This is a genomic window from Streptomyces sp. NPDC107562 (assembly GCF_055657325.1).
On record NZ_JBVKBE010000002.1, the window covers coordinates 1 to 18347 of the forward strand.

Consider the following 18347-nt stretch of genomic DNA (forward strand, 5'->3'; position numbering starts at 1 on the left):
TTTGGCACGCTGTTGAGTTCTCAAGGAACGGACGCTTCCTTTGTACTCACCCGAGAATCTCTCTCGCGGCTTTCCTCCGGGCGCTTCCCTTCGGTCTTGCGTTTCCGACTCTATCAGATCTTTTCTCGATCCGATTCCCGGTCGGCGGGGTTTGTCTTTCGGCCTCGCGGCCTTTCGACATTCACTACGTTAACCGATTCCCCCGCCCGATTCATAATCGGGGGCTGCGGATTCGAATTCAGGCATACGAACACACCGGAAACGACCCCGCTGAGGGGTGCTCATGTAAGTAGTGGTTTGGCCGCTCCGGCTGCTGACGATCGCAGTACCCGGTTCAGCGGCTCGGGCCACATTACGCACCTTCCCAGGGCGCGTCAACTTCGGCGGCGCCTCGGCACGTGGGCCCGATACGGGCTCACCGTCGGGTCGTTGGCGATCCAGAAGCGCCAGGGGTGGGCCTCGCCGTCGCCTCCGTCACCGGACACTCCCGTGCGGGGGCCGTTGCGTACCTGGTCAGAGGGGGCCGGGGTGCCGCTCAGCATGCGCAAGGGTGTGTCCCCTCCGGCGCACGCGTCGGTGCCGTCCAGGGCGCGGTCCACCCCCAGGGCCGTGGCCAGACGGGCCGGGCCTTTGGCCAGTTCCTTGTCATTGCGGGCCGAGAGTCGACGTACACGGGCCGGCTCGGCGCCCTCGACGATCTCGCCGGCGCGGAGCAGGACGGCGCTCGCCGTGCCCTCGGGACCGCACACCAGATTCATGCAGTGCCACATGCCATAGGTGAAGTAGACGTACACATGACCGGGCGGACCGAACATCACGTCGTTGCGGGGAGTGCGTCCGCGGTAGGCGTGGGAGCCGGGATCGTTCGGGCCGTCGTAGGCCTCGACCTCTGTCAGGCGCAGCGCGATCGGACCGTCCGGCGTCGTGCGTACGAGGATGCGGCCGAGGAGGTCGGGGGCCACTTCCAGTACGGGCCGGTCGAAGAACTTCCGGGGCAGGGGCGTACGGTCGGAGGTCGCGATCATGCCGTCCGAGGGTAACGGACACGGTGGGCGCGGACGGGGTGGTCACGGGACGTTCGTCTTGCCAGGGTGGGTTCCCGGAACCGGCCACGGCCGGATCGCGTTGGTAGTGATCAGAGACGTAGTGAACGAGGGAGAGACATGCCGTTCAAGAAGCTGCTCGCGAGTCTGGGGGCCGGTGGGGCCTCGGTCGAGACCGTGCTGACCGAGGTCAACGTCGTTCCGGGTGGCGTCGTCCAGGGCGAGGTGCGCATCCAGGGCGGGTCGGTGAACCAGCGGATCGAGGCGCTGTCCGTCGGGCTGCAGGCCAAGGTCGAGGTCGAGGGGCAGGACACCGAGTACAAGCAGGACATCGAGTTCACGAAGGTGCGCCTCGGCGGCGCCTTCGAGCTCCAGGCGAACGCCGTGCACGCGGTGCCCTTCGGGCTGGAGATCCCGTGGGAGACGCCGATCACGATGATCGACGGTCATGCGCTGCGCGGGATGCACATCGGGGTGACCACCGAGCTGGAGATCGCGCGCGCGGTGGACTCCGGTGACCTGGACCCGATCAACGTCCACCCGTTGCCGGCGCAGAAGGCGATCCTGGACGCCTTCATCCAGCTGGGCTTCCGCTTCAAGAACGCGGACATGGAGCGCGGTCATATCCGGGGCACGCGCCAGAAGCTGCCGTTCTACCAGGAGATCGAGTTCCTGCCGCCGCAGCAGTACCGGGGGCTGAACCAGGTCGAGTTGAGCTTCGTGGCCGACGCGCAGACGATGGACGTCGTGCTGGAGATGGACAAGAAGCCGGGCCTGTTCAGCGAGGGCAGCGACACCTTCCGCTCGTTCCAGGTGGGGCTGCACGACTACCAGGGCACCGACTGGGTGGCCTACCTGAACCAGTGGCTGTCCGAGGTCGGCAGCAAGCGCAACTGGTTCTAGGCTCGGAACCCACTGAACCATCCGATCAGGAGGTACCGAGGTGACCGAGCTCAAGAGGCGGCCGCTCCCCCACGACTTCCATCCGCCCGTGCCGTCGTTCACGGTCACGAGCGAGGACGTGCAGGAGGGTGCGACCCTCAAGGACGCTCAGGTCCAGGCGGCCGGGAACACCTCACCGCAGTTGCGGTGGGCGGGGTTCCCGGCCGGGACCAGGAGTTTCGCGGTGACCTGTTACGACCCGGACGCTCCCACGGGGAGCGGGTTCTGGCACTGGGTCCTGTTCGACATCCCGGTCTCGGTGACGGAGCTGCCGGAGGGTGCGGGCAGCGGCAAGTTCGAGGGCCTGCCGGAGGGCGCGGTGCACGCGCGCAACGACTACGGCACGAAGGACTTCGGCGGTGCCGCGCCGCCGCCCGGGGACGGGCCGCACCGCTATGTGTTCACGGTGTACGCCGTGGACCAGGAGAAGCTCGGTCCGGACGCGGACGCCAGTCCGGCCGTCGTGGGCTTCAATCTGCGGTTCCACACGCTGGGTCGCGCCCAGCTCGTCGGTGAGTACGAGGTGCCCGCGGAATCCTGACGTTCACCGAACGTTTGCCCGTCTCTGGTCTGGGAGTGATCGGAGGCGGGCATTTTTGTCGCCAGGGGGACACGGGGTTCGACCCCATCGAGCAGCGGATATTGCGTTGTCCATCTCGGCGTGCACGGCCAGAGTTGATCCCAGCCCGCCAAGGGGTGGGCCGGTGCACACGGGAGGTGGGCTGGTATGCGGGACACGCTGGTACTGAACGCGAGCTTCGAGCCGCTGTCGACGGTGACGTTGAACCGAGCCGTCGTTCTGGTGCTTCAGGACAAGGCCGTCGTCGAGCAGGCCCACCCCGAACTGCGTATGCGCGGAGCCGCGGTCGACATACCGGCGCCCCGGGTCATCAGGTTGTGCCGATACGTACGGGTGCCGTTCCGAAGACAAGCGCCGTGGTCGCGGCGGGGTGTGCTGGTGCGGGACCGGCACAGGTGCGCGTACTGCGGTCGTCGGGCGACGACCGTGGACCACGTGCTGCCGCGGTCCCAAGGGGGTCAGGACACCTGGCTGAACACGGTGGCCTCGTGTGCGGAGGACAACCACCGCAAGGCGAATCGGACGCCGGACGAGGCGGGGATGCCGCTGCTGCGGGAGCCGTTCGAGCCGACGCCGGCGGACGCGATGCTGCTGGCCCTGGCCCTGGACGACCACGAGGCGCTGCCCGAGTGGCTGGTGTCCGCCGCGGCCTAGGCCGTCGGGCGCGGGCCTGTTCCGTCGTCCGCAGGTGCTGTGTGGCTTGTCGCGCGGATCCCCGCGCCCTTGGAGGACGAGGGCGCGGGGGGTGCCCGGAAGCTCCCGGCGCCGTCAGTCGATCGACGGCTTCTCCCGGCGTTCCGTACCGGAACCCGTGCCGTTGCCCGAACCGCCGAGGCCCGAGCCGAAGTTGCCCATGGCGCCGGACAGGCCCTTGAGGGCGTCGCCGATCTCGCTGGGGACGATCCAGAGCTTGTTGGCGTCGCCCTCGGCGATCTTCGGCAGCATCTGGAGGTACTGGTAGCTGAGGAGCTTCTGGTCCGGGTCGCCGGCGTGGATGGCCTCGAAGACCGTACGCACGGCCTGCGCCTCGCCTTCGGCGCGCAGTGCGGCGGCCTTGGCCTCACCCTCGGCGCGCAGGATCTGGGACTGCTTCTCGCCTTCGGCGCGCAGGATCTCGGACTGCCGGACGCCCTCGGCCTGGAGGATCGCGGCGCGCTTGTCGCGGTCGGCGCGCATCTGCTTCTCCATCGAGTCCTGGATGGAGGTGGGCGGTTCGATCGCCTTGAGCTCGACGCGGTTGACGCGGATGCCCCACTTGCCGGTGGCCTCGTCGAGGACGCCGCGCAGGGCCGCGTTGATCTCCTCGCGGGAGGTGAGGGTGCGCTCCAGGTCCATGCCACCGATGATGTTGCGCAGGGTGGTGACGGTCAGCTGCTCGATGGCCTGGATGTAGCTGGCGACCTCGTAGGTCGCGGCCCGCGCGTCGGTGACCTGGTAGTAGATGACCGTGTCGATGTTGACGACCAGGTTGTCCTGGGTGATCACCGGTTGCGGCGGGAACGGCACGACCTGTTCGCGCAGGTCGATGCGGTTGCGGATGGTGTCTATGAACGGCACGACGATGTTGAGGCCCGCGTTCAGCGTGCGCGTGTAGCGGCCGAAGCGCTCCACGATGGCGGCGCTGGCCTGTGGGATGACCTGGATCGTCTTGATCAGGGCGATGAAGACCAACACCACCAGAATGATCAGGACGATGATGACCGGTTCCATCGTCGCTCCCCGTACCCTTCTCCGCCTCGGCGCTTTCGGTGGATCCGCGCTGCGCGGATCCTACTGGTGCAGATCTTATGGTTGTTGAAGATCTTGCTGGTCGAGTCTGACAGACCGTCGCACAACAGGTGCGGTCTTCGGCCACCTTGGGGGGCGGGCGAGGTCACATGACGATCGCCGTGGCTCCTTCGATGTCCACGACGTCGACCTGCTGGCCCACTTCGAAGACGTGGCCGCCGTCGAGGGCGCGGGCCGACCAGACCTCGCCGGCCAGTTTGATGCGTCCGCCCGATCCGTCGACGCGTTCCAGGACGACGGCTTGTCTGCCCTTCAAGGCGTCCACCCCGGTGACGAGTTGGGGCCGTTGGGCACGGTGCCGGTTGGCGATGGGACGTACCACCGCGATGAGGGCGGTGGAGACGACGGCGAAGACCACGACCTGGGGGACGGCGTCACCGCCGAAGATGCCGTCGGTCGCCGCGGCCGCGACGGCGCCCACCCCGAGCATGCCGAGTTCGGGCATCGCGGTGATCACCAACCCGATGCCGAGCCCTGCCGCCGCGATCAACCACCATACCCACGCGTCGATTTCCACACGGTCATCGTAGGACCGCGGCACGTGCGCGGACAGGGCGCGATCCGGTTTGCGCGGGCTGCTCCCCCGCGCGGGACTTCACCGGCTCACGCCATGGGAAGGCCCTGCGCGGTCCAGCGGTCACCGACCTGCTCGACGACGAGCGGGAGACCGAAGCAGAGGGAGAGGTTGCGGGAGGTGAGTTCGAGTTCCAGCGGTCCGGCGGCGAGCACCTTGCCCTGGCGGATCATGAGCACGTGGGTGAAGCCGGGGGCGATCTCCTCGACGTGGTGCGTGACCATGATCATCGAGGGGGCGATCGGGTCGCGGGCGAGGCGGCCGAGGCGGCGCACGAGGTCCTCGCGGCCGCCGAGGTCCAGGCCGGCGGCGGGCTCGTCGAGCAGGAGCAGCTCGGGGTCGGTCATCAGGGCGCGGGCGATCAGGGTGCGCTTGCGCTCGCCCTCGGAGAGGGTGCCGAACCTGCGGTCCAGGTAGTCGGACATGCCGAGGCGGTCGAGGAAGGCGCGGGCGCGCTGCTCGTCGATCTCCTCGTACTCCTCCTGCCAGCCCGCGGTCATGCCGTAGGCGGCGGTCAGCACGGTCTCCAGGACCGTCTGGCGCTTGGGGAGCTTGTCGGCCATGGCGATGCCGGCGATGCCGATGCGGGGGCGCAGCTCGAAGACGTCGGTGCCGGGCGTGCCGAGGGTCTCGCCGAGGATGGTGGCGGTGCCCTTGCTGGGGTAGAGGTAGCTGGACGCGACATTGAGGAGGGTGGTCTTGCCGGCGCCGTTGGGGCCGAGGATGACCCAGCGCTCGCCCTCCTTCACCGACCAGGAGACCTGGTCCACCAGAGCCCGGCCCTCACGGACCACGGATACGTCCTGAAGCTCCAGAACATCGCTCATGAGCGCGTTGTCTCCCCTTGCAGTGTGGCCGGTCTCGGCTGTCGCGTACGCCTGTGGCTCGGTCCGCCGCGCCGGTGGGCGAGCCTTCAAGGAAATCTACGCCACCGGTCGGCCGGTCCATTCCCTCGGTCCGGTACTTAGGCTGGGGGCATGCTCTCGGAACCGCGCTCTGGACGCCTCGCCGCTTGGGGAAATGCCCTTTTCGCCGGACTCGTTTCGCCGGACGACGCCGTGCTCGCCGTCGTCGGTGAGGACGCCGTGCACCGGGTCGAGGGGCTCCCGGGTGAGTCGGCACCCGTCGGGCTCACGCTCGCGCTGGGGCGGCTGCGGGCGCTCGGCGTGACCGGTCTGCGGGTCGCGCTGCCGGCGCCGGGGCATCCGCTGGGGCTGAGCGGGCCGCCGGAGTTCAACGCGCGCGCCCTGGAGGCCGAGGAGGCGGTGGTCTGCCACGGCGGAGCGCTGGGGCTGGTCCCGGAGGTGCGCGAGGCCGGGCCCGCCGGTGATGTACATGTCGAGGTGGTGTGGCACTGCCTTCCGGTGCGCGAGGCCCCGCCGGCGGACGTGCCCTCCCTCGGGGAGGCGGAGCGGGAGCTGGCCGAGGCGCTGAGGGAGGCGACCGAGGTGCTGACGCGGCTGGACGTCGCCGCGTCGGGGCCGGTGGCCGAGGCGGCGATCGACGCGTACCGGGCGCGGGCCGAGCGGGGGCGGGAGGTGCTCGCTCCGGGGTATCCGGGACGGGCGGTGCGGGTGCTGGAGCTGGCACAGCGGATCGGGATGCTGGTCTCGGTCGCGTACGAGAACGGGCACGGGGGTGCGGTGAGCGCCTCGGAGATGGCCACGCGCGCGGAGGTGCTGCGGCCGGTGGAGCGGACGGCCCGGCGCGCGCAGGTCGCGGCGTACAACTCGGTGGTGGAGGAACGGGAGCGACGGTGAACCACTCCTGGCCCCGGCGGCCCCCGCCAGGGTGGCGCACGGGGCGGGGCGGGGCTCGTACGGCGAAGGGCCCCGCGAGTCGTCCCGTGACTCGCGGAGCCCTTCGATGCGGCCGGCGTCAGACGGTGCGGACGTGGGGTGGGAGCTTGCCCGCGTCCTTCGGGCCGACGGCCGACACGACGGAAGCTCAGCGGTTGATGCCGAGGTTGCCGAAGGCGGGGTTCAGCACGCCGACGACGTTCACGCTGTTGCCGACGGCGTTCACCGGGATGTGCACCGGGGCCTGGACGAGGTTGCCCGAGACGACGCCCGGCGAGCCCTCGGCCTTGCCGGTGGCCAGCGATCCGTCGGTGGCGGAGGCCATACCGGCGCCGGCGGCCATCAGACCCCCGGCCACCATCGTCACGGCCGCTGCCTTCTTCAGGTTCTTCACTTCGTAAGCCCTTCTGATGCGATCGCCACGGCCAGTCGCCGTAGCACGCACTGAAGAACGCCGCCGCCGCCCGGAGGATGCGCCATCCGGGGGACATTCCCACGACGGTATGAATCTCAGCTCGGAGCTAGACCCTCCGTATTGCCGTACGGAGTGCTTTTCTGCCTGTTTCAGCCAGTCACGCCATGGCGAACGGCCCACAGGGCCGCCTGGGTGCGGTCCGCCAGGTCGAGCTTCATCAGGATGTTCGACACATGGGTCTTGACGGTCTTCTCGGAGAGCACCAGCGCGCGGGCGATCTCGCGGTTGGAGCGGCCGTCCGCTATCAGGCCGAGCACCTCGCGCTCCCGGTCGGTGAGCGAACCTGCCCGGCCCTGGTTGGGGCTCGTCTCCTCCTGGGACAGCAGGGCGCCCGCCACCTCGGGCTGGAGCAGGATGTGCCCGGCGTGCACCGAGCGGATGGCGCCGGCGAGGGCGTCGGGGTCGACGTCCTTGTACACGTACCCGGCGGCGCCAGCGCGCAGGGCCGGGACGACCGTGCGCTGCTCGGTGAAGCTGGTGACGATGAGCACGCGCGCGGTGTTGCCCAGCTCGCGCAGTCTGCGCAGCGCCTCGACGCCGTCCATGCCGGGCATCTTGACGTCCATCAGGACGACGTCCGGCTTCAGTTCCTCGGCCTGGGCGACACCCTCGGCGCCGTCCGCGGCCTCGCCCACGACCTCGATGTCGTCCTGCACCTCGAGGAACGTGCGCAGCCCGCGGCGGACCACCTGGTGGTCGTCGACGAGCAGCACCCTGATTGCGTCAGCCACCGGGGACCTCCATCTCGATCGTGGTGCCCTTGCCGGGCGCCGACTCCACGGTGAGCGTGCCGCCCACGCCGCCCGCCCGGTCCCGCATGGAGACCAGGCCGAGGTGGCGTCCGGCACGGCGGGTCGCGCGCGGGTCGAAACCGCCGCCGTCGTCCGTGACCCGCAGGACCACTCCGCCGTCGCGCCTGCACAGCGTCACGCCGACGCGCTGCGCACCGGAGTGCCGCAGCGCGTTGTGCAGGGCCTCCTGAGCGACGCGCAGCAGGGCCTCCTCCTGCGCGGCGGGCAGGGCGCGCACGCCCTCGGCGGTGAACGTGACGCGTGCGCTGTGGGCGCGGTCGAGGACGTGCACCTGGGTGCGCAGGGTGGCCACGAGGCCGTCCTCGTCGAGGGCAGCGGGCCGCAGCTCGACGACCGCTGCGCGCAGTTCGTCGGCGGCCTCGGCGGCGAGCACGGCCACCTGCTGGAGTTCGCCCTTGGCGCGGGCCGGGTCCCGGTCGACGAGGGCGGCCGCGGCCTGGGCGGTCAGGCGCAGGGAGAACAGCTTCTGGCTGACCGCGTCGTGCAGCTCGTGGGCCAGGCGGGAGCGTTCCTCGGCGATGGTGAGCTCGCGGCTGCGTTCGTAGAGCCGGGCGTTGGTGAGGGCGATCGCGGCGTGCTGGGCGAGGATGGCCAGCAGTTCCTCGTCGTCGGCGTCGAAGCCGCAGGTGCCCTCCGGTTTGGGGCAGTTCTTGTTGGCGAGGAAGAGGGCGCCGATCACCTCGTCGCCGTCGCGGATGGGCAGGCCCAGGAAGTCGGCCAGGTCGGGGTGGGCGGCGGGCCAGCCCTCGAAGCGGGCGTCCGTGCGGACATCGGCCAGGCGCTGCGGCTTCGCCTCGCGGAGCATCGCGGCGAGGACGCCGTGCTGGCGGGGCAGCGGACCGATCCGCTTCCACTGTTCCTCGCTCACCCCGTCGACCACGAACTGCGCGAAGCCGCCGTGGTCGTCCGGGACGCCCAGCGCCGCGTACTGCGCGTCGAGCAGCTCGCGGGCCGAGGCGACGATCGTCTTGAGGACGTCGCGCACCTCCAGATGCCTGCTCATGGCCAGCAGCGCGGTGCTCACCGCGGCGAGGCCGGACCGAGGACCTTGACTCATGCCTTCCACGCTACCGGCGGGGTGTGACAGCGCGGATCGGACCGGTGACGGCCGCCGCCTAGGCCGCTGGGCCTAGGCCCGAGGTCCCGGCCCGCCGGCGTAGGTCGAAGGACCCCGCCGCTCTGCGGCCGACGTACGAGGCGGAGCGGGGCCCGCGGTTCCTACGTTGAGGGCACGCCGATCGACGGCGTCGAGGACGAGGGGAACCTGTCATGCCGGTAGCGATCATCACGGGGGCGTCGAAGGGGCTGGGACGGGCGCTCGCCGAGGCCCTGGCCACGCGCGGCTGGGACCTGGTGCTGGACGCCAGGGGCGAGCGGGCGCTGAAGGAGGCGGCGGCGGCGCTCGCGACGTACGGGACGCGGGTGGAGGCGCTCGCCGGGGACGTCACGGACGCGGGGCACCGGGCCGGGCTGGTGGCCGCGGCCTGGAAGCTGGGCGGCGTCGATCTCGTGGTGAGCAACGCGAGCGCGCTGGGCGCCGAGCCCCTGGTGCGGCTCGACCACCTTCCCCTGGACGGGCTGCGGCGGGCGCTGGAGGTGAACGTGGTGGCCGCGCTGGGCCTGGTCCAGGAGGCGCTCCCCCTGCTGCGGGTCTCCCGGCAGGCCGCGGTGATCACGGTCAGCTCGGACGCGGCCGCCGAGGCCTACGCGACATGGGGCGGCTACGGGGCGTCGAAGGCGGCCCTGGACCATCTGGCGGCGGTGCTCGCCACCGAGGAGCCCCGGCTGCGGGTGTGGGCGGTCGACCCCGGGGACATGGCGACGGAGCTGTACGCGGCGGCCGTCCCGGAGGACGACGATCCGCGGCCGGAGCCGGCGAGTGTGGCGCCGGCGTTCCTGCGGCTGCTGGACGAACGGCCCGCGAGCGGCCGCTACGGGGCGCCCGCCCTGCTGGAGGGGGCGCGATGACGCCGGCGCCGGGGGTGACGCCGGTCGGGCCGGTCCGCCGCTGGGGGCGGGTGCCGCGGGAGCTGTCCGCGCGCGTGCCGGCGGAGCAGCGCGGGCCGGGTCTGGAGCGGGATGCCGTACGGCTGCTGGTGTCGCGCGGCACGGAGGTGTCGCACCACGCGTTCGCGGAGCTGCCGCGGCTGCTGCGGGCGGGCGACCTGCTGGTGGTGAACACCTCGGCGACGCTGGCCGCGGCGGTGGACGGGTGGAGCGGGCGGACGCGGGTGGTGGTGCACTTCTCGACGCTCGGCGACGACGGGCGGTGGGCCGTCGAGCTGCGGGAACCGGACGGGACGGGCACCACGCGCGCGCGTGCGGGCGGTCCGGCGGGGACGCGGGTGCGGCTGCCCGGGGGCGGGCGGCTGGTGCTGGAGGCACCGCTGAGCGACCGGGGCGAGCGGCTGTGGTGGGCACGGGCGGACGGGACGGGGGTGTGCGAGCTGCTGCGTGAGTACGGGCGGCCCATCCGTTACTCCTACACGGAGCGCGATCAGCCGCTGTCCGTGTACCAGACGGTGTTCGCGCTGCCCGACCCCTCGGCCTGCGGGTCGGGCAGCGCGGAGATGCCGAGTGCGGCGCGGCCCTTCACGCACCGGATGGTGGCCGAGCTGGTGAGCCGGGGTGTCCAGTTCGCGCCGGTCACGCTGCACACGGGGGTGGCCTCAGCGGAGGCGCACGAGCCGCCGTATCCGGAGCGGTTCGCGGTGCCGGAGGCGTCGGCGCGGCTGATCAACGCGGTGCGGGCCGGCGACGGCAGGGTGATCGCGGTCGGCACGACCGCCGTGCGCGCCGTGGAGTCGGCCGCGGGGCCGGACGGGGTCGTCCGGGCCGCCGAGGGGTGGACGGATCTGGTGGTCACGCCGCGGCGCGGTGTGCGGGTGGTGGACGGTCTGGTGACCGGGCTGCACGAGCCGGAGGCCTCGCATCTGCTGATGCTGGAGGCGGTGGCCGGGGGCGCGGCGATCGACCGCGGGTACGAGGAGGCGCTGCGCCGGCGCTACCTGTGGCACGAGTTCGGGGACGTGCATCTCCTCCTCCCGCAGGAGTCCGTGACGGTAGGCATTGCTCCCGCAACTCCCGGTGAGAATGGCGCGCCTCCGATGTGAGGCCGCACATAGGGCGCAAGTCACGTACGAAGGTCAATAGGAGATAAATACACCCAGAGCTAGCGGGAAGGACGCTCTGGTCTGTCCCGATTTGCCCCTACCTGATCCACTACCCGGCATCGTAGGTCACACCTTTGCCAGTGGATTTTGCGGCCGCTAAGAATGGCAGCCGTCGCTCAGCGCCGTGGGTTCTGCCCGCGGCGTTCACGCGGGAAGCACCTGGCCCCGCACCGAAGTGAGCGACCTCCGCGCTATTCGAAGAGGTCCACCTGCCATGCCCAAGAACACCCTTCGCGACCGCAGTCGCGCCCTGACGAAGACGAACAAGATCGCCCTCGCCGGTGTAGCCACGTTCGGCGCCGCTGCCGTCGCGTTCTCCGCGGTGCCCTCGGGCGGGCAGACCACCACCACCGACGCCGCCGCCCCGGCGAACGTCGCCTACAGCTCCGAGCCGGTCAAGGGCGTCAAGGCCAGTGTCACCGACCAGCTCGCCGGCGCCGGCCTGAAGGTCCAGGCGATCGAGGCGAAGAAGGCCGCCGCCGAGACCGCCGCCAAGAAGCAGGCCGCCGCGCGGGCCGCCGCCGCCAAGAAGGCGGAGCGTCAGCGCGAGGCGAAGGCCGCGGCGAGCCGCTCGGTCGAGCGCATCTCGTTCCAGCCCGTCGCCGCGAAGAAGGCCTACGGCAACAACCTCGACGGCTGGATCCGCGAGGCGCTGTCGATCATGAAGGCCAAGGGCATCCCGGGCTCGTACCACGGCCTGCACAAGAACATCATGCGGGAGTCCTCGGGCAACCCGAACGCGATCAACAACTGGGACATCAACGCCCAGAACGGCATCCCGTCCAAGGGCCTGCTCCAGGTGATCCCGCCGACGTTCCAGGCGTACCACGTGTCGGGCACCTCCTGGAACATCTACGACCCGGTCGCCAACATCACCGCCGCCGCCAACTACGCGGCCGACCGGTACGGCTCGATCGACAACGTCAACAGCGCGTACTGACCGACGCACGCGGCGCGTGCAAAGGCAAGCGCGGGCCTCTGCCCGCCGTACGACGCCGGCCATACGACGCGAAGGGCGGCACCCTCCTGACGGGGTGCCGCCCTTCGGCGTGTTCACGGAACCGGTTACTTGCGCATGACCTCGGGCTCGTGGCGGCGCAGGAAGCGGGCCACGAAGATGCCGCAGATCACGCCGAGCACGAGCAGGGCGGCCATGTCCAGGCCCCACGCGCCGACCGTGTGCTCCCAGAGCGGGTCGTCGCTGTCGCCCTTGGCGGGCGGGCTGATGTTGTTGAAGTCGAGCGTGGCGCCCGCCGCGGCGACCGCCCAGCGCGACGGCATCAGGTACGAGAGCTCGTTCACGCCGACCGAGTTGGCCAGCGGGAACAGACAGCCGGTGAAGACGACCTGGACGATCGCGAACATGACCAGCAGCGGCATGGTCTTCTCGGCGGTCTTCACCAGGGCCGAGATGATCAGGCCGAACATCATCGCGGTGAAGCCCAGCGCCATGATCGGGATGCACAGCTCCAGCAGGATCTGGCTGCCGAGGATCAGGCCCTCGTCCGGGATCGTGCGGCTGGAGAAGCCGATGACGCCGACCATCAGGCCCTGGAGCACGGTGATCAGGCCGAGCACGAACACCTTGGACATCAGGTACGCGGACCGGGACAGGCCGGTCGCGCGCTCCCGCTCGTAGATGACCCGTTCCTTGATCAGCTCACGGACGGAGTTCGCGGCGCCGGCGAAGCAGGCGCCCACCGCGAGGATCAGCAGGACGGTGAGGGCGGTTCCGTTGGCGACCGGCTTGCCGGTGTTCGGGTTGATCTCCGTGTTGACCAGCAGGTCCTTGCCGGAGTCGATGAGCAGGCTCACCGAGCCGAGGACGAGCGGCAGGATGATCGACAGGGCCAGGAAGCCCTTGTCCGAGGCGATCACCGAGACATAGCGGCGCACCAGCGTGACGAACTGCGACATCCAGCCCTGCGGCTTGGGCGGCTTCATCGCCTGCATGGCCGGCATCGCTACGGCCTGCGGGGCGACGGCGTCGATGTCCGCGGCGTACATCTGGTAGTGCTGCGAGCCCTTCCAGCGGCCCGCCCAGTCGTAGTCGCGGTAGTTCTCGAAGGCGGAGAAGACGTCGGCCCAGGTGTCGTAGCCGAAGAAGTTCAGCGCCTCCTCGGGAGGTCCGAAGTAGGCGACCGAGCCGCCCGGGGCCATCACCAGGAGCTTGTCGCACAGTGCCAGCTCGGCCACGGAGTGGGTGACCACGAGGACGGTGCGGCCGTCGTCGGCGAGGCCGCGCAGCAGCTGCATGACGTCGCGGTCCATGCCCGGGTCGAGGCCGGAGGTCGGCTCGTCGAGGAAGATCAGCGACGGCTTGGTCAGCAGCTCCAGGGCGACGGACACGCGCTTGCGCTGGCCGCCGGAGAGGGAGGTGACCCTCTTGTCCTTGTGGATGTCGAGCTTGAGCTCGCGCAGCACCTCGTCGATGCGGGCCTCGCGCTCGGCGGCCGTGGTGTCGGCCGGGAAGCGCAGCTTGGCCGCGTACTTGAGGGCCTTCTTGACGGTCAGCTCCTTGTGCAGGATGTCGTCCTGCGGGACCAGACCGATGCGCTGGCGCAGCTCGGCGAACTGCTTGTAGAGGTTGCGGTTGTCGTAGAGCACATCGCCCTGGTTGGCGGGCCGGTAGCCGGTCAGCGCCTTCAGCAGCGTCGACTTGCCGGAGCCGGAGGGGCCGATGACCGCGATCAGCGACTTCTCCGGGACGCCGAAGGAGACGTCCTTGAGGATCTGCTTGCCGCCGTCGACCGTGACGGTGAGGTGGCGGGCGGAGAAGGACACCTCACCGGTGTCGACGAACTCCTCCAGCCGGTCGCCGACGATCCGGAACGTCGAGTGGCCGACGCCCACGATGTCGGTCGGGCCCAGCAGTTGGGAGCCGCCCTTGGCGATCGGCTGGCCGTTGACGTACGTGCCGTTGTGCGAGCCGAGGTCGCGGATCTCCATGCGCCCGTCGGGCGTGGCGTGGAACTCGGCGTGGTGGCGCGAGACCTGCAGGTCGGAGACGACCAGGTCGTTCTCCAGGGCACGGCCGATGCGCATCACGCGGCCGAGCGAGAACTGGTGGAACGTGGTCGGGCTGCGATCGCCGTAGACCGGTGGTGCCCCCGCCGCACCGCCGGCGCCCTGCTGCTGCGGAATGTGCGGCGCCTGCTGCTGCGGCTGCTGCCACCCCGCCTGCGGCGCCTGCTGCTGCGGCGCCTGCTGCGACCAGCCCTGATTCGCGCCCTGCGCCGCGAGCGGCTGCTGCTGCCCCTCGGGCGCGACCGTGGCCGCGGCTCCGGAGAGGTTCAGCTGCGGCCCGTCGGTCGCGTTGCCGAGGTGGACGGCCGAGCCGGGGCCGATCTCCACCTGATGGATCCGCTGGCCCTGCACGAACGTGCCGTTGGTGCTGCCGTGGTCCTCCATGACCCAACTACGGCCGTTGAAGCTGACCGTGGCGTGCCGCCAGGAGACCCTGGCGTCGTCGAACACGATGTCGCCTTGTGGATCGCGTCCGAGTGTGTATGCCCTGGACGGGTCGAGCGTCCAGGTCCGTCCATTGGTTTGCAGTACGAGTTCCGGCACTCCATGCCCCACTGAGTTGTCCCCCGAGTTACCCCCGTCGCAGGGAGTCTAGGGATGTCGAACATCGGGGGGAACTATTTCAGTAGCGGCCCCCTGACCGAAAGTCGGGCCTTGTGAAGACCGCCTACGTCCGTGTCCCCGTGCGCCGTTGACGGGGTGGAAACCGGCCCGGAGAGTGGTAATCCCCCGCGAGGGGGACAGCGACGGCGGCGACGCCGTGCCGCGGATCGGGGGGTCTGCCGTGAGAGGCGACAAGGACGGGAACGGCGCGAGGCTGCCGTGGGCCGACATCCTGCTGTCCGCGATCGCGTCCGTGAGCTGGGCACTGATCGGCATGGCCGGCACGGCCGCGCTCGGACTGCGGCTGCTGGAGGCCGACTCGGCCGGTTCGCTGGGACCGATGACCGCGGCGGCGGTGGCCCTCGGGGCGGGTGGTTCGGTCACGCCCTCCGGTGACGTGTCCGCCTTCGGCCTGAGCGGTGCCGAGGCCACCACGGCCATCGACATCACGCCACTGGGCGTGAGCCTGGTGGGCGCGCTGCTCCTGTCGTGGTTCTTCCTACGGACCCTGCGCACGGCCGGAGTTGTGATCGCCCCGTCCGAACTCCTCGCGCGGGCGGGTGCGGTGGTCGCGCTGTTCGTGGCCACCCTGGGCGGGTTGGCCTGGGCCGGGCACGATGTCGTCACGATCGACGGGGGCGCCCTCGGCCTGGACGAGCTGCCCGGCGGCTCGGGCTCCGGGGGCGTCGAGATTCCCGGGCTCGGTGACGTCGGGGACATCGGCGGGCTGCTGCCGGACCGGGTCGGGGACCTGATCGACGCGGAGGCCGCGGTGGGATTCCACGTCGAGACCGCGCCGACGCTGCTGGGCGGGGCGTGCTGGGCCGCCGGTGTGCTGCTGATCGCGCTGCTGGCCTCCCGCCGCACCCCCCTGCCACGTGGCTGGGGCGTGGTGCACCGGGTCGTGCGGCCGGCCGTGTCCGCGCTGGTCACGGTGGTGCTGGTGGCGGTGGCTGCGGGACTCGCGGCGGCGGCCTGGGCGGCGGTCGGCGACGACCACCCCCGGCGGATCGCCGGGGCGGCGCTGCTGGGCGCGCCGAACGGCGTGTGGCTGGGCCTCCCCGTGGGGCTGTTCGTGCCCTCGCACGGGGAGGCGTCGGGGGCGCTCACCCGCTTCCTGCCGGATCCGCTGGGCGAACTGCTCGTCGACTCCGACCAGCCGGTGACACTGGCGCGGCTCGCGGAGCTGGACGGACGGGTGTGGCTGCTGGGCGTCGCGACGGCGGTCATGATGCTGCTCGCCGGGGTCCTGGTGGCGGTGCGGACACCGCCGGAGGCGGACGCCGGGGGCGTACGGGGTTCCGGTGCCCTGGGATTCGCCGGCCGGTGCGCGCTGCGGCTGGGGTGCGTGACCGCGGTGACGTTGCCCTTGCTGGGGTGGCTGACCGAGGTGTCCGTGGACGCCTCGCTGTCCGTGCTGGGCTTCGACACGTTCGGGGCGGGGGTGGAGCTGCGCGGGAATCCGGGCATGGCGCTGCTGCTCGGGGCGCTGTGGGGGGCCGGCGCGGGGGGTGCCGGGGGGCTGCTGGCGTGCGCGACCGGGGCCGCGGGGCAGCGGGCGGCGCCCCTGGCACTGGGTGACGTGGCGGTGCGGGCGCGGGGGGTCGGGGCGGCCCCGGGGCCCTACGTGGTCGGTGCGCCGTACCGGCCGCCGAACCCCGACACGAATCCGTATCTGCGGCTGCCGGAGGGGCTGCGGGAGCCGGAGGACGCGCGGCCGGCGGAGGACGCGCGGCAGGCGGAGGACGCGCGGCAGGCGGAGGACGCGCGGCAGGCGGAGGCGCGACGGACGGACGGGCGGCCGGCGGAGGCCCGGCTGGCGGAGGCGCGACGGACGGACGGGCGGCCGGCGGAGGCCCGGCGAGCGGACGCGTCGGCGGGCGCCGCCGAGTCCGAGGACGACGTGTACGGGGCACCCACCGTGGCCCGGTACCGGCCGTTCGAGCCGCCGCCTCGGGGAACACCGACGGCACCCGGGCCGGACGAGGGCCCCTCGCCGCCCGGCCCCCCGGCACCCGGTCCCCCGCCACCCGGCGCTCCGCCACCTGACCGCCCGCCACCAGGTCCACCACCGCCGGGACGGCCGAGGCGTGGCCGGTGAGACGGGTCGCGGGGCGGGAGCCGTGGTCGGCCCGTCAGGCGCCCGCCACCGGAGCGCCACCCAGGGTTATCGAGTGTTCCGTGTCCGTCAGGCGGACCTCGCGGGCGACGGGCACTGCGTGCCGGTTACCTTGGGAACACCATGAGCGCTTCGCAGACCTCTGACGTCCCGACTCTCCTCGTCAAGATCTTCGGCAAGGACAGGCCGGGCATCACGGCCGGACTCTTCGACACCCTCGCCGCCTTCTCCGTCGACGTGGTCGACATCGAGCAGGTCGTGACGCGAGGCCGGATGGTGCTGTGCGCGCTCGTGACCGAGCCGCCCCAGGGCCTGGAAGGCGAGCTGCGGGCGACGGTGCACAGCTGGGCCGACTCGATGAGGATGCAGGCCGAGATCATCTCGGGCCTCGGCGACAACCGCCCTCGCGGTCACGGCCGGTCCCTGGTGACGGTGCTCGGGCATCCCCTCACCGCCGAGGCCACTGCCGCGATCGCCGCCCGGATCACCAAGGTGGGCGGCAACATCGACCGTATCTTCCGGCTCGCCAAGTACCCGGTCACGGCCGTCGAGTTCGCGGTGTCCGGCGTGGAGACCGAGCCGCTGCGCACCGCCCTCGCCGTCGAGGCCGCGGCACTCGGCGTGGACGTGGCCGTCGTGGCCGCGGGCCTGCACCGGCGGGCTCAGCGGCTGGTCGTGATGGACGTGGACTCGACCCTCATCCAGGACGAGGTGATCGAGCTCTTCGCCGCGCACGCCGGCTGCGAGGCCGAGGTCGCCGAGGTGACGGCGGCCGCGATGCGCGGGGAGCTGGACTTCGAGCAGTCGCTGCACGCGCGCGTGGCGCTGCTGAAGGGGCTGGACGCCTCCGTGGTGGAAAAGGTGCGCAGCGAGGTACGGCTGACGCCGGGCGCGCGCACGCTGATCCGCACCCTGAAGCGGCTCGGTTACCAAGTGGGTGTCGTCTCGGGCGGGTTCACGCAGGTCACGGACGACCTCAAGGAGCGCCTGGGTCTCGACTTCGCGCAGGCCAACACGCTGGAGATCGTCGACGGCCGGCTGACCGGCCGGGTCACCGGCGAGATCGTGGACCGGGCGGGCAAGGCGCGGCTGCTGCGCCGGTTCGCCGCGGAGGCGGGCGTGCCGCTGTCACAGACGGTGGCGATCGGTGACGGCGCCAACGACCTCGACATGCTGAACTCGGCCGGCCTCGGGGTCGCCTTCAACGCCAAGCCGGTGGTCCGCGAGGCGGCGCACACCGCGGTGAACGTGCCCTTCCTGGACACGGTCCTCTATCTGCTGGGGGTCACCCGCGAAGAGGTCGAGGCGGCGGACGCGCACGAGGAGGACTGAGGTCCGCGGGCGCGGGACCGGCCCTGCGTACGCCTCCGAGGGGCCCGGCGCCGCGTGGTGCCGGGCCTCCGGTGTGCGCG

Annotated in this window: 17 protein-coding genes; 9 read left to right on the forward strand and 8 right to left on the reverse strand. The window is 71.4% G+C overall.

Annotated features, from left to right (window positions below; genetic code table 11):
• Positions 1-374: 374 nt before the first annotated feature.
• Positions 375-1025 carry a DNA-3-methyladenine glycosylase gene (locus tag ACZ7LV_RS05805; RefSeq protein ID WP_471936169.1) on the reverse strand — a complete coding sequence of 217 codons (651 nt, stop codon included), beginning with the start codon at positions 1023-1025 and terminating at the stop codon, positions 375-377.
• Positions 1026-1163: 138 nt separating this feature from the next.
• On the opposite strand from ACZ7LV_RS05805, the gene ACZ7LV_RS05810 reads away from it, so the two are divergent.
• The 3 genes from ACZ7LV_RS05810 (at position 1164) to ACZ7LV_RS05820 (ending at position 3219) form a co-directional block, all read left to right on the forward strand.
• Positions 1164-1946: a sporulation protein gene (locus tag ACZ7LV_RS05810; RefSeq protein WP_471936171.1), complete on the forward strand. Its 783-nt coding sequence runs from the start codon at positions 1164-1166 to the stop codon at positions 1944-1946.
• A 40-nt stretch (positions 1947-1986) separates the two neighbouring features.
• Positions 1987-2526: a YbhB/YbcL family Raf kinase inhibitor-like protein gene (locus ACZ7LV_RS05815; RefSeq protein ID WP_471936173.1), complete on the forward strand. Its 540-nt coding sequence runs from the start codon at positions 1987-1989 to the stop codon at positions 2524-2526.
• A gap of 186 nt (positions 2527-2712) precedes the next feature.
• Positions 2713-3219 (forward strand): HNH endonuclease, encoded by a 507-nt coding sequence (locus tag ACZ7LV_RS05820; protein ID WP_401675856.1) that lies wholly within the window; start codon positions 2713-2715, stop codon positions 3217-3219.
• Positions 3220-3333: 114 nt separating this feature from the next.
• Here ACZ7LV_RS05820 and ACZ7LV_RS05825 read toward each other — a convergent pair whose 3' ends face one another.
• From ACZ7LV_RS05825 to ACZ7LV_RS05835, 3 genes are all read right to left on the reverse strand, one after another.
• Positions 3334-4275: an SPFH domain-containing protein gene (locus tag ACZ7LV_RS05825; protein ID WP_401675858.1), complete on the reverse strand. Its 942-nt coding sequence runs from the start codon at positions 4273-4275 to the stop codon at positions 3334-3336.
• 163 nt (positions 4276-4438) lie between these two features.
• Positions 4439-4870, reverse strand: a complete 432-nt coding sequence (locus ACZ7LV_RS05830) for an NfeD family protein (RefSeq protein ID WP_471936177.1) — start codon at positions 4868-4870, stop codon at positions 4439-4441.
• An 86-nt stretch (positions 4871-4956) separates the two neighbouring features.
• The gene (locus ACZ7LV_RS05835) at positions 4957-5754 is read right to left on the reverse strand and encodes an ABC transporter ATP-binding protein (RefSeq protein ID WP_365452280.1); all 798 of its coding nucleotides are present in this window, start codon (positions 5752-5754) and stop codon (positions 4957-4959) included.
• 150 nt (positions 5755-5904) lie between these two features.
• Here ACZ7LV_RS05835 and ACZ7LV_RS05840 point away from each other — a divergent pair, with 150 nt between their 5' ends.
• Complete coding sequence (locus ACZ7LV_RS05840) at positions 5905-6687, forward strand: hypothetical protein (protein WP_471936180.1); 783 nt, start codon at positions 5905-5907, stop codon at positions 6685-6687.
• Between the two features lie 187 nt (positions 6688-6874).
• On the opposite strand, the gene chpE is transcribed toward ACZ7LV_RS05840, so the two are convergent.
• From chpE to ACZ7LV_RS05855, 3 genes are all read right to left on the reverse strand, one after another.
• Positions 6875-7120 carry a chaplin ChpE gene (chpE, locus tag ACZ7LV_RS05845; RefSeq protein ID WP_401675866.1) on the reverse strand — a complete coding sequence of 82 codons (246 nt, stop codon included), beginning with the start codon at positions 7118-7120 and terminating at the stop codon, positions 6875-6877.
• Between the two features lie 170 nt (positions 7121-7290).
• Positions 7291-7932, reverse strand: a complete 642-nt coding sequence (locus ACZ7LV_RS05850) for a response regulator (RefSeq protein ID WP_471936183.1) — start codon at positions 7930-7932, stop codon at positions 7291-7293.
• Positions 7925-9070 carry a GAF domain-containing sensor histidine kinase gene (locus ACZ7LV_RS05855; protein WP_471936185.1) on the reverse strand — a complete coding sequence of 382 codons (1146 nt, stop codon included), beginning with the start codon at positions 9068-9070 and terminating at the stop codon, positions 7925-7927. Before ACZ7LV_RS05855 ends, ACZ7LV_RS05850 begins: the two co-directional genes overlap by 8 nt.
• A 212-nt stretch (positions 9071-9282) precedes the next feature.
• Here ACZ7LV_RS05855 and ACZ7LV_RS05860 point away from each other — a divergent pair, with 212 nt between their 5' ends.
• The 3 genes from ACZ7LV_RS05860 (at position 9283) to ACZ7LV_RS05870 (ending at position 12126) form a co-directional block, all read left to right on the forward strand.
• Positions 9283-9981 (forward strand): SDR family NAD(P)-dependent oxidoreductase, encoded by a 699-nt coding sequence (locus ACZ7LV_RS05860; RefSeq protein WP_471936188.1) that lies wholly within the window; start codon positions 9283-9285, stop codon positions 9979-9981.
• On the forward strand, positions 9978-11126 hold the full coding sequence (locus ACZ7LV_RS05865) for an S-adenosylmethionine:tRNA ribosyltransferase-isomerase (protein ID WP_471936192.1): 1149 nt from the start codon (positions 9978-9980) through the stop codon (positions 11124-11126). Before ACZ7LV_RS05860 ends, ACZ7LV_RS05865 begins: the two co-directional genes overlap by 4 nt.
• A 274-nt stretch (positions 11127-11400) precedes the next feature.
• Complete coding sequence (locus tag ACZ7LV_RS05870) at positions 11401-12126, forward strand: transglycosylase SLT domain-containing protein (RefSeq protein ID WP_471936193.1); 726 nt, start codon at positions 11401-11403, stop codon at positions 12124-12126.
• 125 nt (positions 12127-12251) lie between these two features.
• On the opposite strand, the gene ACZ7LV_RS05875 is transcribed toward ACZ7LV_RS05870, so the two are convergent.
• A complete protein-coding gene (locus ACZ7LV_RS05875; protein WP_471936195.1) occupies positions 12252-14756 on the reverse strand; it encodes an ABC transporter ATP-binding protein/permease in 2505 nt (834 codons plus the stop codon).
• A gap of 334 nt (positions 14757-15090) precedes the next feature.
• Between ACZ7LV_RS05875 and ACZ7LV_RS05880 the strand changes: the two genes are divergently transcribed.
• A complete protein-coding gene (locus ACZ7LV_RS05880; protein ID WP_471937747.1) occupies positions 15091-16917 on the forward strand; it encodes a streptophobe family protein in 1827 nt (608 codons plus the stop codon).
• Positions 16918-17058: 141 nt separating this feature from the next.
• On the forward strand, positions 17059-18267 hold the full coding sequence (gene serB, locus ACZ7LV_RS05885) for a phosphoserine phosphatase SerB (protein ID WP_471936197.1): 1209 nt from the start codon (positions 17059-17061) through the stop codon (positions 18265-18267).
• The last annotated feature ends 80 nt before the right edge of the window (positions 18268-18347 follow it).